At 71.8% G+C, this 14,306-nt stretch carries 16 protein-coding genes; 15 read left to right on the forward strand and 1 reads right to left on the reverse strand.

Annotated elements, in window-relative coordinates:
• The 9 genes from RR49_RS03105 to RR49_RS03145 form a co-directional block, all read left to right on the forward strand.
• The coding region (locus tag RR49_RS03105; protein WP_157013143.1) for an efflux RND transporter periplasmic adaptor subunit at window positions 1-967 on the forward strand (967 nt) is incomplete at its 5' end.
• 48 nt (window positions 968-1,015) lie between these two features.
• Window positions 1,016-2,866 (forward strand): glutamine--fructose-6-phosphate transaminase (isomerizing), encoded by a 1,851-nt coding sequence (gene glmS, locus RR49_RS03110; RefSeq protein WP_045246607.1) that lies wholly within the window; start codon window positions 1,016-1,018, stop codon window positions 2,864-2,866.
• A 16-nt stretch (window positions 2,867-2,882) separates the two neighbouring features.
• Window positions 2,883-3,260: a holo-ACP synthase gene (locus RR49_RS03115; RefSeq protein ID WP_045246608.1), complete on the forward strand. Its 378-nt coding sequence runs from the start codon at window positions 2,883-2,885 to the stop codon at window positions 3,258-3,260.
• On the forward strand, window positions 3,257-4,378 hold the full coding sequence (alr, locus tag RR49_RS03120; protein WP_045246609.1) for an alanine racemase: 1,122 nt from the start codon (window positions 3,257-3,259) through the stop codon (window positions 4,376-4,378). The genes RR49_RS03115 and alr overlap by 4 nt, the downstream gene beginning before the upstream one ends.
• Window positions 4,375-4,878, forward strand: coding sequence for a tRNA (adenosine(37)-N6)-threonylcarbamoyltransferase complex ATPase subunit type 1 TsaE (tsaE, locus tag RR49_RS03125; protein ID WP_045246610.1), 504 nt, complete (start codon window positions 4,375-4,377; stop codon window positions 4,876-4,878). Before alr ends, tsaE begins: the two co-directional genes overlap by 4 nt.
• Before the next feature lie 81 nt (window positions 4,879-4,959).
• The gene (gene tsaB / locus RR49_RS03130) at window positions 4,960-5,640 is read left to right on the forward strand and encodes a tRNA (adenosine(37)-N6)-threonylcarbamoyltransferase complex dimerization subunit type 1 TsaB (RefSeq protein ID WP_045246611.1); all 681 of its coding nucleotides are present in this window, start codon (window positions 4,960-4,962) and stop codon (window positions 5,638-5,640) included.
• Window positions 5,637-6,173, forward strand: coding sequence for a ribosomal protein S18-alanine N-acetyltransferase (rimI, locus tag RR49_RS03135; protein ID WP_048809328.1), 537 nt, complete (start codon window positions 5,637-5,639; stop codon window positions 6,171-6,173). Before tsaB ends, rimI begins: the two co-directional genes overlap by 4 nt.
• Window positions 6,164-7,234, forward strand: coding sequence for a tRNA (adenosine(37)-N6)-threonylcarbamoyltransferase complex transferase subunit TsaD (gene tsaD / locus RR49_RS03140; RefSeq protein WP_045246640.1), 1,071 nt, complete (start codon window positions 6,164-6,166; stop codon window positions 7,232-7,234). The genes rimI and tsaD overlap by 10 nt, the downstream gene beginning before the upstream one ends.
• Window positions 7,231-7,734, forward strand: a complete 504-nt coding sequence (locus RR49_RS03145) for a hypothetical protein (RefSeq protein WP_048809330.1) — start codon at window positions 7,231-7,233, stop codon at window positions 7,732-7,734. Before tsaD ends, RR49_RS03145 begins: the two co-directional genes overlap by 4 nt.
• A gap of 55 nt (window positions 7,735-7,789) precedes the next feature.
• On the opposite strand, the gene RR49_RS03150 is transcribed toward RR49_RS03145, so the two are convergent.
• A complete protein-coding gene (locus RR49_RS03150; protein ID WP_045246612.1) occupies window positions 7,790-8,983 on the reverse strand; it encodes a THUMP-like domain-containing protein in 1,194 nt (397 codons plus the stop codon).
• A gap of 157 nt (window positions 8,984-9,140) precedes the next feature.
• Between RR49_RS03150 and groES the strand changes: the two genes are divergently transcribed.
• The 6 genes from groES (at window position 9,141) to RR49_RS03180 (ending at window position 14,297) form a co-directional block, all read left to right on the forward strand.
• Window positions 9,141-9,437, forward strand: a complete 297-nt coding sequence (groES, locus tag RR49_RS03155) for a co-chaperone GroES (RefSeq protein ID WP_045246613.1) — start codon at window positions 9,141-9,143, stop codon at window positions 9,435-9,437.
• A 154-nt stretch (window positions 9,438-9,591) separates the two neighbouring features.
• A complete protein-coding gene (gene rarD / locus RR49_RS03160) occupies window positions 9,592-10,542 on the forward strand; it encodes an EamA family transporter RarD (protein ID WP_045246614.1) in 951 nt (316 codons plus the stop codon).
• A 217-nt stretch (window positions 10,543-10,759) separates the two neighbouring features.
• Window positions 10,760-12,088, forward strand: a complete 1,329-nt coding sequence (locus RR49_RS03165) for an ABC transporter substrate-binding protein (protein WP_045246615.1) — start codon at window positions 10,760-10,762, stop codon at window positions 12,086-12,088.
• Window positions 12,089-12,241: 153 nt separating this feature from the next.
• Window positions 12,242-12,628, forward strand: a complete 387-nt coding sequence (locus tag RR49_RS03170; protein WP_045246616.1) for a GntR family transcriptional regulator — start codon at window positions 12,242-12,244, stop codon at window positions 12,626-12,628.
• On the forward strand, window positions 12,625-13,536 hold the full coding sequence (locus tag RR49_RS03175; RefSeq protein ID WP_045246617.1) for an ATP-binding cassette domain-containing protein: 912 nt from the start codon (window positions 12,625-12,627) through the stop codon (window positions 13,534-13,536). The genes RR49_RS03170 and RR49_RS03175 overlap by 4 nt, the downstream gene beginning before the upstream one ends.
• The gene (locus RR49_RS03180; protein ID WP_045246618.1) at window positions 13,533-14,297 is read left to right on the forward strand and encodes a hypothetical protein; all 765 of its coding nucleotides are present in this window, start codon (window positions 13,533-13,535) and stop codon (window positions 14,295-14,297) included. Before RR49_RS03175 ends, RR49_RS03180 begins: the two co-directional genes overlap by 4 nt.
• Window positions 14,298-14,306: the final 9 nt, after the last annotated feature.

Genomic DNA, 14,306 nt, shown 5'->3' on the forward strand with positions numbered 1-14,306 from the left:
CACCCCGAGCCCCTCGGCATCGCCCTCGGCCCCGACGCCGGCGGAGATCCAGCAGTGCACGACCGCCATCGCGAAGGCGAGCGCGGCGATCTCCCAGGCCGCCGCGACGATCGTGCAGGCGTCGAAGAGCGCCGGGACGTCCTCGACGTCCAGCCACGGCTCGACAGGCTCGAGCACGTCGACCACGTCGACCACGTCGCAGGCCGCCGCGCAGGCGAGTCGCGTCGCGTCCGCCGCCGTCGCCGTGCTGCAGGATCAGTCGGCCGTCTCGACGGCGCAGGCCAACCTCGCCGATGCGACTCTGGTCGCCCCGGTCGGCGGCGTGGTCGCCAGCATCCCGTTCTCGGTCGGCGACACCGCCACCACCAGCGAGGCGGTCATCATCTCGGCGGCGGGCGACGCCGACATCACCGTCGACGTGCCGATCTCCGACATGTCGCTCGTGAAGTCGGGTCTCGCCGCGCAGGTCACGCCCGACGGTGCCCAGACGGCCCTCACGGGCAGCGTCGCGACCGTGAGCCTTCTCCCCGTCTCGTCCACGGCCTCCACGCCGTCCTATCCCGCCGTCGTGACGGTCGCCAACCCTCCGATCGCGCTGGCGACCGGATCCCAGGCGGTCGTCGCGCTGACCGTGGCATCCGCCACCAACGCGCTGCGGGTGCCGACGTCGGCGCTGAGCGGTCTGGCCGGCAACACGGCCACGGCGATCGTGCTCAGCGGATCCGACTCGACCTCGTCGGTATCGGTGCAGGTCGGCGCCGTGGGCGACGGCTGGGCGCAGATCGTCAGCGGGCTGCAGATCGGACAGCAGGTCGTCCTCGCCGACAACCAGGCGACGCTGCCCAGCAACTCGAGCACTTCGACCGGCCGTTTCGGTTCGGGCGGCGGATTCGGCGGCGGCTCGTTCACGGGCGGAACCCGCACGGGCGGCACCACCGGCGGGTCGTCCTCGCGCACCGGCGGCTGAGCCGCGCTGACGGATTCCGCACATGCCGGCGACCCTAGGATTGTCGGCATGTGTGGAATCGTCGGTTATGTCGGCCCGCGGCCGAGCCAGGACATCCTGATCGCGGGTCTCGCCCGCCTCGAATACCGCGGCTACGACTCCGCCGGCGTCGCCGTGATCGGTGAGGACGGCACACTCGGCATGCGCAAGCGGGCCGGCAAGCTCAGCGTGCTGCGCGACGACCTCACCGCTCATGCGCTGCCCGACGGCACGACCGGAATCGGCCACACCCGGTGGGCGACCCACGGCGGCCCGACCGACGCGAACGCACACCCGCATCTCGCCGACGACGACAAGCTCGCCGTCATCCACAACGGCATCATCGAGAACTTCGCCGCCCTCAAGGCCGACCTCCTCTCCGACGGCTACACGTTCCGCAGCGAGACGGACACCGAGGTCGCCGCGGTGCTGCTCGGCCGCGAATACCGCGCCACCGGCGACCTCGTCGAGGCGTTCCGCGCGACGGTCGCCAAGCTCGACGGCGCCTTCACCCTCCTCGCGATGCACCAGGACCAGCCCGGGCTCGTCGTCGGCGCCCGCCGCAACTCCCCGCTCGTCATCGGACTCGGCGAGGGCGAGAACTTCCTCGGGTCGGATGTCGCGGCCTTCGTCGAGCACACCCGTCACGCCCTCGCGATCGGCCAGGACGAGATCGTCGCGATCACGCCCGAGGGCGTCACTGTCACCGACTTCCACGGCGAGCCGGTCGAGGTGGAGCCGTTCGAGGTCACCTGGGACGCCTCGGCCGCCGAGAAGGGCGGCTGGTCGTCGTTCATGGCCAAGGAGGTCTCCGAGGAGCCGGAGGCCGTCGCCAACACGCTCCGCGGCCGCATCCGTCACGGCGCGGTGGAGATCCCCGAGCTCGACGGTCTCGATGAGCTGTTCGCCTCGGTGTCGCGCATCGTCGTGATCGCCTGCGGCACGGCCGCCTATGCCGGGCAGGTCGGCAAGTACGCGCTCGAGAAGTGGGCGAACGTGCCGGTCGAAGTCGAGCTGTCGCACGAGTTCCGTTATCGCGACCCCGTGCTCGACGCGAACACGCTCGTCGTCTCGATCAGCCAGTCCGGCGAGACGATGGACACCCTCATGGCGGTCAAGTACGCCCGCGAGCGCGGGGCGAAGACCCTGTCGATCTGCAACACGCAGGGCGCGACGATCCCGCGCGAGTCCGACGCGATCGTCTACACGCACGCCGGCCCCGAGGTCGCCGTCGCCTCGACGAAGGCGTTCACCGCCCAGATCACGGCCCTCTACCTGCTGGCCCTCCACGTCGCGCGCGTGCGCGGGTCGCTCTCGCCGACCGAGATCGCCCAGCACGTCCTCGAGCTCGAGGCGATCCCCGAGAAGATCCAGCGGGTGCTCGACCGTGAGCACGACCGCACCACGCAGCTTGCCCGCTGGATGGCCGACACCCGTTCGGTGCTGTTCCTCGGCCGCAACGTCGGCTACCCGATCGCCCTCGAAGGCGCTCTCAAGCTCAAGGAGATCTCCTACATCCACGCGGAGGGCTTCGCCGCCGGCGAGCTCAAGCACGGCCCGATCGCGCTCATCGAGCCCGGCCAGCCCGTGTTCGTGCTGGTGCCCTCCCCGCGCGGCTCGTCGGTCATCCACGACAAGGTGGTCTCCAACATCCAGGAGATCCGCGCCCGCGGTGCCCGGGTCATCGTCATCGCCGAAGAAGGGGATGCCGCGGTCCTCCCGTTCGCCGACGAGGTGCTGCACATCCCGCTGGCGGGTCCGCTGTTCGAGCCGCTGCTCGCCGTGGTCCCGCTCCACATCTTCGCGATGGGGCTCGCGAGCGCCAAGGGACTGGACGTCGACCAGCCGCGCAACCTCGCGAAGTCCGTCACGGTCGAGTGAGCGCGAGGCGCGGGGGATGATCGTGGGGATCGGCGTCGACCTGGTCGACGTGCCGCGGTTCGAGGCATCCCTCTCGCGCACCCCGCGGCTGCTCGAGCGGCTCTTCTCGCCCGCCGAGCGGGCGTTGAAGCCGCGTTCGCTCGCGGCACGGTACGCCGCGAAGGAGGCGCTGATCAAGGCGCTCGGCGGCTCGGACGGGGTGCACTGGACCGAGATCGAGGTGGCGTCGGAGACCTCCGGCAAACCCGTGTTCGCGCTCACCGGCGACACCGCGCGGAGGGTGGCCGCACGCGGCATCACCGCGGTGCACCTGTCGATGTCGCACGACGCGGGACTCGCGACCGCGTACGTGGTCGCGGAGGGCCGGGGAGAGCCGGGGGAGGGGGCATCATGACGCTGCCGGCGGGAACCATGCGGGAGGCGGTGATCGACACCGAGGCGATCGCCGACAATGTGAGGGCGTTCCGGCGCCGCACCGGCGTCGACGTGATCGCGGTCGTGAAGGCCGACGGCTACGGGCACGGCGCCGTCCGCGCCGCCCAGGGCGCGCTCGACGGCGGGGCGACCCGTCTCGGCGTCGTCGACGTCGACGAGGCGCTCGCCCTGCGTCGCGGTGGCATCGATGCGCCGCTCATTGCGTGGCTGCACGCCCCAGGACTGTCGTTCGGCCGCGCGGTCGAGGCGCACATCGAGCTCGGCATCTCCGATCTCGACCAGTTGAACCGGGCCGCGGCCGCGGCGACCGGCGAGCGCCCCGCCCGCCTGCACCTGAAGGTCGAGACAGGACTCGCCCGCAACGGCATCCCGCCCGAGGCGCAGCGCAGCGTGTTCGCCGAGGCCGCGCGCCTCGAGCGCATCGGGCGCGTGCACGTCGTCGGCATCTTCAGCCACCTCTCCAACACGTCGCCCGACGACGACCGCGAGGCCATCGCGCGGTTCGACGAGTCGCTCGCGGTGGCCGCGGCATCCGGTCTCACCCCCCGCGTGCGCCACCTCGCGGCGACGCAGGCGGCGATCGATCTCCCCGAGTCGCGCTACGACGCCGTGCGCATCGGGCTCGGGATCTACGGACTCTCGCCCTTCAGCTACCGCTCGCCCGCCGAGCTGGGGCTGCGGCCCGCGATGACGCTGCGCGCCGCGATCGCGGCCGTGCGGCGGGTGCCGGCGGGGCACGGCGTCTCTTACGGCTACACCTACCGCACCGACCGCGAGACGACCCTCGCCCTCGTGCCCCTCGGCTACGCCGACGGGGTGCCGCGTCAGGCGAGCGGCGTCGGTCCCGTCGTCATCGGCGCCCGCCGTTTCCCGGTGGCCGGGCGTATCGCGATGGATCAGTTCGTCGTGGATGTCGGCGACCACCCGGTCGTGGTGGGCGACGAGGCGGTGCTGTTCGGGGATCCGACCTACGGCGCCCCGCTCGCCGACGACTGGGCGCAGGCCGCCGGCACGATCAACTACGAGGTCGTGACCCGCATCGGCCCGCGCGTTCCGCGGCGAACGGCGACGCGATGAGCGTTCCCGACGCACTCCTGGGTGCACGCCGCATCGAGGCGCCCGCCGACATGGAAGCGCTCGGCCGCGCGCTCGGCGAGGCGCTGCGCCCCGGCGACGTGGTCGTGCTCACCGGCCCCCTCGGCGCCGGCAAGACGACCCTCACCCGCGGGATCGGCGCAGGCCTCGGCGTGCGCGGTCCCGTGCAGTCGCCGACATTCGTCGTCGCCCGCACGCACCCCTCCCTCGTCGGCGGTGCCCCGCTCGTGCACGTCGACGCCTACCGGCTGGGCTCCGCGGCCGAGCTCGACGACCTCGACCTCGACCTCGCCTCGTCGGTGACGATCGTGGAGTGGGGTCGCGGGATGGTCGAGGCCCTCACGGACGCCTGGTGGGAGGTCGAGATCGAGCGTCCGACCGGCGGCCGCGGCGCCGACACGATGTGCGGCGACGTGTCGCGGCGCACCGACGAGCTCGACGCCGACGCCCCGCGCACCGTGACGATCTCCCGCCGTCCCTGATCGCGGCGCACGCCCGCGCCCGCAGGCCGTGCGACGGGCCGCGATCCCCCGGGCGTGCCGGTGGCGGCATACCCTAGAGAGGTGATCCTCGGCATCGACACCTCGCTCGGCACGGCCGTCGCCGTCGTCGACGCCGACGGGGTGGTGCGCTCCGAGGCGACGAGTGCGAATCCGCTCGGCCACGCCGAGGTGATCGGCGATCTGATCGCGGGAGCGCTGGCCGCGGCATCCGTGACCGCCGCGATCGGCGCGCCGGTCGACGCGCCCGCGCCGACCGCCCTCACGCATGTCGTTGCCGGCATGGGACCGGGGCCGTTCACCGGCCTGCGCATCGGCATCGCCGCCGCGCGCGCGTTCGCGCTCGCCCGCGACCTCCCCGTGATCGCGGTTCCCAGCCACGACGCGGTCGCCCTGTCGATCCTGCTGCGCGCCGCCATCGCGGGCGACGACGCCGGTCGCTTCGCCGTCGTCACCGACGCGCGCCGCCGCGAGTTCGCCTACTCGGTCTACGAGGGACTCGACGACGACGGGCTGCCGGTGCGGATCGGCGACGCGGCGCTCGCGCCGCGCGACGACCTCGACGCGATCCTCGTCGAGCGGGGCGCGCGACGCGAGGACGCGGCATCCATCCCGGCGGCGCTGCTCGCGCTCGCCGGTTCCCGGGCGGTCGCCGCGTCGCGCGTGCTCACCGGCGACGAGCCGCTCTACCTGCGCTCGCCCGACGTGACCCTGCCGGGCGCCCCGAAGCGGGTGACGGCGTGATCCGCGACGCGACCCTCGACGACCTCGCCGCCATCATGGCGCTCGAGCATGCGGCGTTCCCCACCGACGCGTGGAGCGAGCCGATGATGCGCGAGGAGCTGCGCTCGCCGCACGGGCGCTACTACGTGGTGGAGCAGGCGGGCCGTCTGGTCGGGTACGCGGGGCTGCGCGCGCCGAAGGGCGGGCGCGACGGCGACATCCAGACCATCGCGCTCGAGAGCGCGGCGCGCGGGCGGGGTCAGGGGCGGGCGCTGCTGCGGCACCTGCTCGCGGAGGCCGCCGCGCGGTGCGTCGCCGAGGTGTTCCTCGAGGTGCGTGACGACAACCCGGTCGCACAGGCGCTGTACCGCTCGGAGGGCTTCGTCGAGGTCGGTCGGCGCCCCCGCTACTACCAGCCCGATGACGTCGACGCGATCGTGATGAGCCTGGATGTCGCCGCCTGGCGCGGCGCCGCAGAGGACACGGCCGCCGCACAGAGCCCCGCCGCCGGTGAGGGCCCCGCCGATACCGCCCGGGGAGCGTGGTGCACGTGAACCGGGACCAGCCCCTCGTGCTCGGCATCGAGACGAGCTGCGACGAGACCGGCATCGGCATCGTGCGCGGCCGCACCCTGCTGAGCAACACGATCGCGAGCTCGATGGCCGAGCACGCCCGCTATGGCGGCGTCGTGCCCGAGGTCGCGGCCCGCGCCCACCTCGAGGCGCTGCAGCCCTCGATCGCCGCCGCGCTCGCCGAGGCGGGCGTGACGCTCGCCGACCTCGACGCGGTCGCCGTCACGAGCGGCCCGGGCCTCGCGGGTGCGCTGATGGTCGGCATCGGGGCCGCGAAGGGGCTCGCGACCGGGCTCGGCGTGCCGCTGTACGCCGTGAACCATCTGGTCGGGCACATCGCCGCCGACATCCTCGCCGAAGACGCGGCCCCGCTGGAGTACCCCACGGTCGCGCTGCTGGTCAGCGGTGGGCACACCTCGCTGCTGCTCGTGCGCGACCTCACGAGCGACGTCGAGCTTCTCGGCGAGACGATGGACGACGCGGCCGGCGAGGCGTTCGACAAGATCGCCCGCATCCTCGGGCTGCCCTACCCCGGCGGTCCCGAGATCGATAGGGCCGCGGTATCCGGAGACCCGGACGCCATCCGCTTCCCGCGCGGGCTGTCGCGGGCGTCCGATCTGCACGAGCACCGCTACGACTTCTCGTTCTCGGGGCTGAAGACGGCCGTCGCGCGCTATGTCGAGCAGCAGGGAGCGGATGCCTCGGTGCCCGACATCGCGGCATCCTTCCGCGAAGCGGTGGTCGATGTCCTCGTGACGAAGGCCCTCGACGCCTGCGCCCGGTTCGACGTGCCCCGGCTCCTGCTCGGCGGGGGGGTGATCGCCAACCGGCGGCTGCGCGAGGTCGCGACGGCGCGGGCCGAGGCTGCCGGGGTCACCGTGCGCATCCCCCCGCTCAGCCTCTGCACCGACAACGGCGCGATGATCGCGGCGCTGGCCGCCGAGCTCATCGCCTCGGGCCGCGCACCCTCGACCTTCGCTTTCGGCGCGGATTCGACGCTGCCGGTGACCGAGATCCAGGTGGCCGAGGGGGTGCCCGCGTGAGCGGCGAGCGCGCGGGGGCCCCGGAGGACCGGTCCGCCGCGACGGCCGGCGGGGCGTGGCCGCTCCCGGCACACGGTGCCGACGCGGTCGAACCGCCCTCGCCCGATGTGGTGACACCGCCGGCGAGTGCGGCGCTTCCGGGCGCTCACCGTGGCGGCTTCTCGCGTGAGCTCACGGCGCCCGTCGATGTCGCCGCCCTGCAGCCCGTGCACGAGCAGACGGTCTTCGACGTGCCGGCGCCGGCGCCGGCGGTGCGTCATCCGGTGCCGCTGTCGGCGCTCGGCCTGGGCACCGCGATCATCGCGCTCGGCGCCTCCCTGGTCGTCGGATGGATGCTGCCGCTCGGCGTGCTCGCGGTCGGATTCGGCATCGCGGCCCGGCGGCGTCCGTCCCCGGGACGTGCGATGGCGATCTGGGCGATCGCGCTCGGCGCCGGGTCGATCCTCTACAGCGCGGCGTGGCTGACCTGGGCGGTCGTCGCCTCCGGCGCGCTCGGCTGACGGTCCCTCGCCGAGGGTCCCCTCGCCCGCCGACGTCGCGACCGGCGCCCGCGGCTCAGTCGTCGACGCGGTCGGCGAGCAGCGCCACCCGCCGGTCGCCGATGCGGGTGACGAACAGAGTTGCCGATTCATCGCCTCGCAGCGCGAGCGCGCGACGCAGCGCTGCCGGGTCGACGTCGACGCCCCGCTTCTTGATCTCGAGGCGGCCGATGCCGCGGGCGCGCAGCGCCTTCGCGAGCGGTTTCGTCGCAACGGGGAGCTCGTCCCGCACGCGGAAGCTCTGCACGAACGGGCTCGTGAGCGCGGCATCCGAGGTCAGATAGGCGATGTGCGGGTCGATCGTGCCCGCCTCCAGCGCCCGTGCGACGTCGCCGATGAGGCGCGCACGGATCACGGCCCCCTCGGGTTCATGGAGGTAGGCGCCCATCGGGCGCGCGTCGACGTCGGGAGCGTCCCCGGCCGCCGTGATCTCGTGCACGCGCTCCCCGCGGATCACGAGTGCCGCCCGGCGCACGCCGTCGCGGGCGAGCGTGCCGGTGAAGAGCACGAGCTCGACGGTCGATCCGTCCACCGAGATCCATTGCGCCTCCGCATCCGCGGGGATCTCGGCCCGATCGAACGCGGGCCCGAGCTTGATGCCGGCGCTCGTGCGCGCCGCGAGCGGGAACACCCACTCCAGCGAGGGGGTGTACTCGGATGCCGCGACCCGCGCCTGCGCGTCGTGACCGGCGACGCGGCGGGCCGGGTCGAGCCACACGGCGTCCACGCCGCCGAGGTCTACGTCTTCGGCGCGGGCGTGACGCACCTCGACGGCATCGCCGAACGGGGCGAGGTTGTACGCGGCGACCGCGGCGGTGACCTCGTCGGCGTCGACGGCGAGGACCGACATCCCGAGCCCGGCGAAGCCGAGGCTGTCGCCCCCGATGCCGCAGCCGAGGTCCGCGACGCGCCCGATGCCGGCGTCGCGGAATCGGGCGGCATGGCGGGCGGCGACGACCGGGCGTGTCGACTGCTCCAGGCCCGCGCGGGTGAAGAGCATGCCGGCGGCGAGGTCGCCGAACTTGGCGGCGCCCCGGGCGCGCAGGTGCGCCTGCGAGACGAGCGCGGTCACGGTGTCGGGGTCGAGGCCCTCGGTCCGCAGGCGACTCACCGCGCGGGCGGTGTGGTCGGTCGTGGCGAGGGGCCCCAGCTCGTCGAGCCGGCGCAGCCCCTCGGGGGTGAGCACGGCGCGCAGCTGGTCCATCCGCATCCCGCCAGCCTAGGCCGGAGCGTCCCGCGACGAGCGCGACGGCGTATGACGTCTTCTGGCACTCGCGTTGCATGAGTGCCAGCACTTGCCTACACTGGCGTTAGCACTCTCGGTATGTGGGTGCTAACGAGTCTTCCGTCCAAGAAAGAGGTACACCGTGTCGGTTTCCATCAAGCCGCTCGAGGACCGCATCGTCATCCAGCAGGTCGAGGCCGAGCAGACCACGGCCAGCGGGCTCGTCATCCCCGACACCGCCAAGGAGAAGCCCCAGGAGGGCCAGGTCGTGGCTGTGGGCCCGGGTCGCATCGACGACAACGGCAACCGCATCCCGCTCGACGTCGCCGTCGGCGACCGCGTGATCTACAGCAAGTACGGCGGCACCGAGGTCAAGTTCGGCGCCGACGAGTACCTCGTGCTCTCGGCTCGCGACGTCCTCGCCGTCGTCGTTCGCTGATCGACTTTCCGAAGGGTCCGGATGCCGCGGCATCCGGACCCTTCGTCGTTCCCGCCGCACGCGTGGTGAACCGTGGCGGGAATCGTGCGGAGCCTGGCGCCCTGCGCGCGGCCGGCGCGGTCGCCACGTCGAGGGGCGGGAATAGGGTGGATCGGTGACCCCCGAGAGCCCCGCCGACGCCGCCCGCCGCAACACCGTGGGCGGCCTCTACGCGGCCGCGGCCTACCTCATGTGGGGCTTCCTGCCGCTGTACTTCGCGGCGCTCGCACCCGCGTCGGCGTGGGAGGTCGTCGGCTGGCGCATCGTCTTCTCGCTGATCTTCTGCGCGCTGCTCATCCTCGTCACGCGGTCGTGGGGTCGCATCGTCGCGATCGCCCGCCAGCCGCGCCTGCTCGCCCTGACCGCCCTCGCGGGTCTGCTGATCTTCGTGAACTGGCAGGTGTTCCTGATCGGCACCCTCAGCCACCACATCATCGAGACGAGCCTGGGCTATTTCATCAACCCGATCGTGACGGTGCTGCTCGGCGTCATCGTGCTGCGCGAGCGGCTGCGTCCGGTGCAGTGGGCGGCGATCGGTCTGGCGGTCGTGGCCGTCGGCGTGATCGTCGCCGGCTACGGCGAGTTCCCCTGGATCGCCGTGACGCTCGCGCTGTCCTTCGGCGTCTACGGCCTCGTGAAGAAGCGCATCGGCCCGAGCGTCGACGCCGTCAGCGGACTCACCTTCGAGTCGCTCTGGCTCGTGCCGATCGCCGTCGTCGAGCTCGCGATCGTGTCCGCGACGTCGGGTCTGACGATCGGCACGGCGAGTGTCGGTCACACCCTGCTCCTCGTCTCGGCGGGCATCGTCACGGCCGTGCCGCTGCTCCTGTTCGCCGCCGGCACCCGTCGTGCGACCCTCACTCTCGTCGGCCTCCTGCAGTTCATCGCGCCGATCCTGCAGTTCCTCACGGGGTGGCTGCTCATGGGCGAGCAGATGACGTCGCAGCGCTGGGTCGGGTTCGGCATCGTGTGGCTCGCACTCGCCGTGCTCTCGGTCGACTCCGTCGTGGCGGGACGCCGTTCGCGGCGGGCTCGCGGCGCCTCGGACGTCGCCGAGCTCACCTGAACGGCGGCATCCCGCAGACGAGCGGATGCCGCATCCCCGCGGCTCTTCACCGACGAGATCGTGCCTCTCACACGCCTTTCATAACGATTTCGTCGCGGAAAGATCACGTCTTCATGAGTGAAACATGTTCGTGACACAACGGGGATACGTTTTCGCGCAAGCGGACGCGGGGGAGAGGCTCCCGTGCGCCGCGCCCACACGAAAGGACAGAGCCACCATGGTTCATCCCAAGAAGGCCCTCGTGGCGGCTGCGGCCCTCGCGGGTGCCGCGACGCTCGTGCTGGCGGGGTGCTCGAGCTCGAGCACGCCGACCTCCAGCGCCAGCGCCTCGGCCTCCACGCACGCCGACCCCGCTGCGGCGTGCAAGCCGGGCACCCCGAGCACCGGCCCGCTCAAGATCGCGACGATCCTGCCCCAGACGGGTTCGCTGGCGTACCTCAACCCGCCCGCCGAGGCCGGCTACGGCCTGGCCGTGCAGGACATCAACGCCGCCGGTGGCGTGCTCGGCCAGCCTGTCCAGGTCGGCCCGATCACCGACTCGGGCGCGTCGAGCGACCTCTCCGTCTCGACCGCTTCGGCCGCCCAGATCGCCAGCTCCGACGCGCAGGTCGTGCTCGGTGCCGAGTCGTCCAGCGTCACGCTGAACTTCGTCGACACCATCACCTCCAAGTGCAAGGTGCAGCTCTCGCCCGCGAACACCGCGACGGCGCTGTCCGGCTACTCGAGCTACTACTTCCGCACCGCTCCGCCGGACACCGTGCAGGGCTCCGCGCTGGGCAACCTGATCGTCGGCGACGGCGTGCAGAAGCTCGGCTTCCTCGTCTTCAACGACGCGTACGGCACCGGCCTGCGTGACGTCGTCGAGGACACCGTCACCAAGGCGGGCGGCTCGATCGTCTATGGCGCCAAGGGCAAGGGCCAGGAGTTCGCTCCCGGTCAGACGACCTTCTCGTCGGAGGTCTCGGCGGTTCTGGCCGCCAAGCCCGACGCGATCGCCATCCTCGCGTTCGACGAGACCAAGTCGATCGTCCCCGAGCTCAAGGCTCAGGGCTGGGACATGTCGAAGGTCTACATGGTCGACGGCAACACGGCTGACTACAGCACCACCTTCGCGGCCGACACCCTGACGGGTGCGCAGGGCACGATCCCCGGTGCTCAGCCCGACGCCACCTTCAAGCAGCGTCTCGTGGACTTCTACAAGACCTCGGCGAACGCCGACCTGAAGGACTTCTCCTACGCTCCCGAGTCCTACGACGCGATCGTGCTCGCCGCGCTCGCCGCCGACAAGGGCAAGGGCACCGACGGCCCCTCGATCCAGGCGAACCTCGCCGCGGTCTCGGGTGTCAACGGTGGCGAGAAGTGCGCCGACTACGCCTCGTGCCTCGCCCTGCTGAACTCCGGCAAGGACATCCAGTACACGGGCAAGGCGGGCATCGGCCCGTTCAACTCCGAGAACGACCCGTCGAGCGCCTTCATCGGCATCTACAAGTTCGACGCGACCAACGTCCCGGTGTTCCAGAAGTCGATCCAGGGTTCGACCAACTGATCTCCTGATCACAGCGAAGGGGCGGGTGCGCGAGCACCCGCCCCTTTCGCGTGCCCGCCGTCGCCGCGCCACGCTTGACACGCGGAGCTCTGCATGATTGGTTAGTTACTCAAGTAATGAACCATGTGAGCACGTCGGGAGGGCGGGAACCGGATGGATGAGACGCGCCCGATCTTCGTGCAGGTCGCCGAGCAGATCGAGAACCAGATCCTCGCCGGCCTGCTCGCGGAGGACGCGCAGATCCCGTCGACGAACGAGCTCGCCGGGTTCCTTCGCATCAATCCGGCCACCGCGCTCAAAGGAGTGAACATGCTCGTCGACGCCGGGATCGTGGAGAAGCGTCGCGGGATCGGGATGTTCGTGACGAGCGGAGCCCGCGAACGGGTCGCGGACCGTCGGCGGAGGTCGTTCGCCGACGAATTCGTGCGCCCCCTGATCGTCGAGGCCTCGACACTCGGCATCGACGCCGACCAGCTCATCGACCTGGTGCGCGCCGAGTGCGCCGCCGCCGCGAACACCGACGTAAGGATCGCCTCATGACCGCCGCAGTCGCCCGCACCCGCGGGCTGGTGAAGCGCTACGGAAAGCTCGCGGCGATCGACGGCGTCGACGTCGAGTTCGCCGAGAATCGCATCTACGGCCTCCTCGGCCGCAACGGCGCCGGCAAGACGACGCTCATGCAACTGCTCACGGGGCAGATCTTCGCCGACGGCGGCTCGGTCGAGGTCTTCGGCCGCTCGCCGGTCGAACGCGGCGACGTCCTGCGTCGCCTGTGCTTCATCGCCGAATCGCAGCGGTACCCCGAGGGCTTCACGCCGGCGCATGTCTTCTCTGTCGCTCCCTGGTACTTCGAGAACTGGGACGCGGACTTCGCGAGCCGCCTCATCGCCGATTTCGCGCTTCCCCTCCGCCGGCCCATCAAGAAGCTGTCGCGGGGGCAGCTGTCCGTCGTCGGCGTCGTCGTCGGGCTGGCCTCCCGTGCCGACCTGACGTTCTTCGACGAGCCGTATCTGGGTCTCGACGCGGTGGCGCGACAGATCTTCTACGACCGGCTGCTGACGGACTACGCCGAGCACCCGCGAACCGTCGTGCTCTCCACCCATCTGATCGACGAGGTCGCCGGCATGCTCGAACACGTCGTCCTCATCGATCGCGGGCGTATCCTGCTCGACCAGGACGCGGATGAGCTGCGCGGCTCCGCGACGGCGGTGGCGGGGCCGGCCGCCGCGGTCGACGCGTTCGCCGCCGACTACACGATCATCGGACGGGAGCGTCTCGGCGGGCTCGCGTCGGTCACGATCGACGGCCGCCTCGACGCGGCCGCGCGAGCCCGTGCCGCGCACTCCGGCCTCGAGCTCGCCCCGGTGTCGCTCCAGCAGCTCGTCGTGCACCTCACCGGAGACGATCTCGCGAACCCCGACGCCCCGAACCGGAGGGAAGCCGCATGAACGCGCTCACCGTCGTCGGATCGGCGGTGCCTCGCGCCGGTCGCATGCGGCGCAATCCGATCTGGCGCACCGTACGTCTGCACGCCGTGAACCCCGCCGTTTTCTTCGGCATGCCATGGGTCATCGCGGGCAGCGCCTGGGTGGTCTCGATGGTCGTCGGCCTGATCATCCGGAGCGTGGCCGGTGGGATCGACATCGAGGGGATGCGCTACAGCTGGGCCGTGCTGTCGCCCCAGTGGTACCTGGTGGTGGTCGGGGTGCAGGCCGTCGGGCTCACGTTCTCCTTCGCACTCGGCATCGGCTCGACCCGGCGGGACTACTGGATGGGCACCCTCGTCATGTTCGTGCTCGTGTCCGCGGAGATGGCGGCGCTCACGGCCGCACTCGTACAGGTCGAGAAGGCGACGGGCGGCTGGTGGCTCGGCGTCCACATGTTCGACGCGCTCTGGTACGGGCAGAACGGCTGGCTGACCGACTTCTACACGACCTTCGCGCTCCAGCTCCTCGTCCTGTCGATCGGCGCCGGCGCGACGACCGTCTACATGCGCTGGCGCATCCCGGGGATGGTGGTGCTCGCGTTCGGCGCGACGTCGGCGCTGCTCGTGGCCGGAACGGTCGTCACCCTCGTGCAGGGCTGGGCCGAGCTGTTCGGCTGGCTCGCCGCGATCGGGATCGTCGGGCAGTTCACGCTTCTGCTGGGTCTTGCCCTCGCCTGCGCGTTCGGCGGCTATCTGGTGATCCGCCGCGCGACCCCGCGCTGAGTCGACTCG

The sequence above is a fragment of the Microbacterium ginsengisoli genome, assembly GCF_000956535.1.
In the GTDB taxonomy this organism is placed as follows: domain Bacteria; phylum Actinomycetota; class Actinomycetes; order Actinomycetales; family Microbacteriaceae; genus Microbacterium; species Microbacterium ginsengisoli.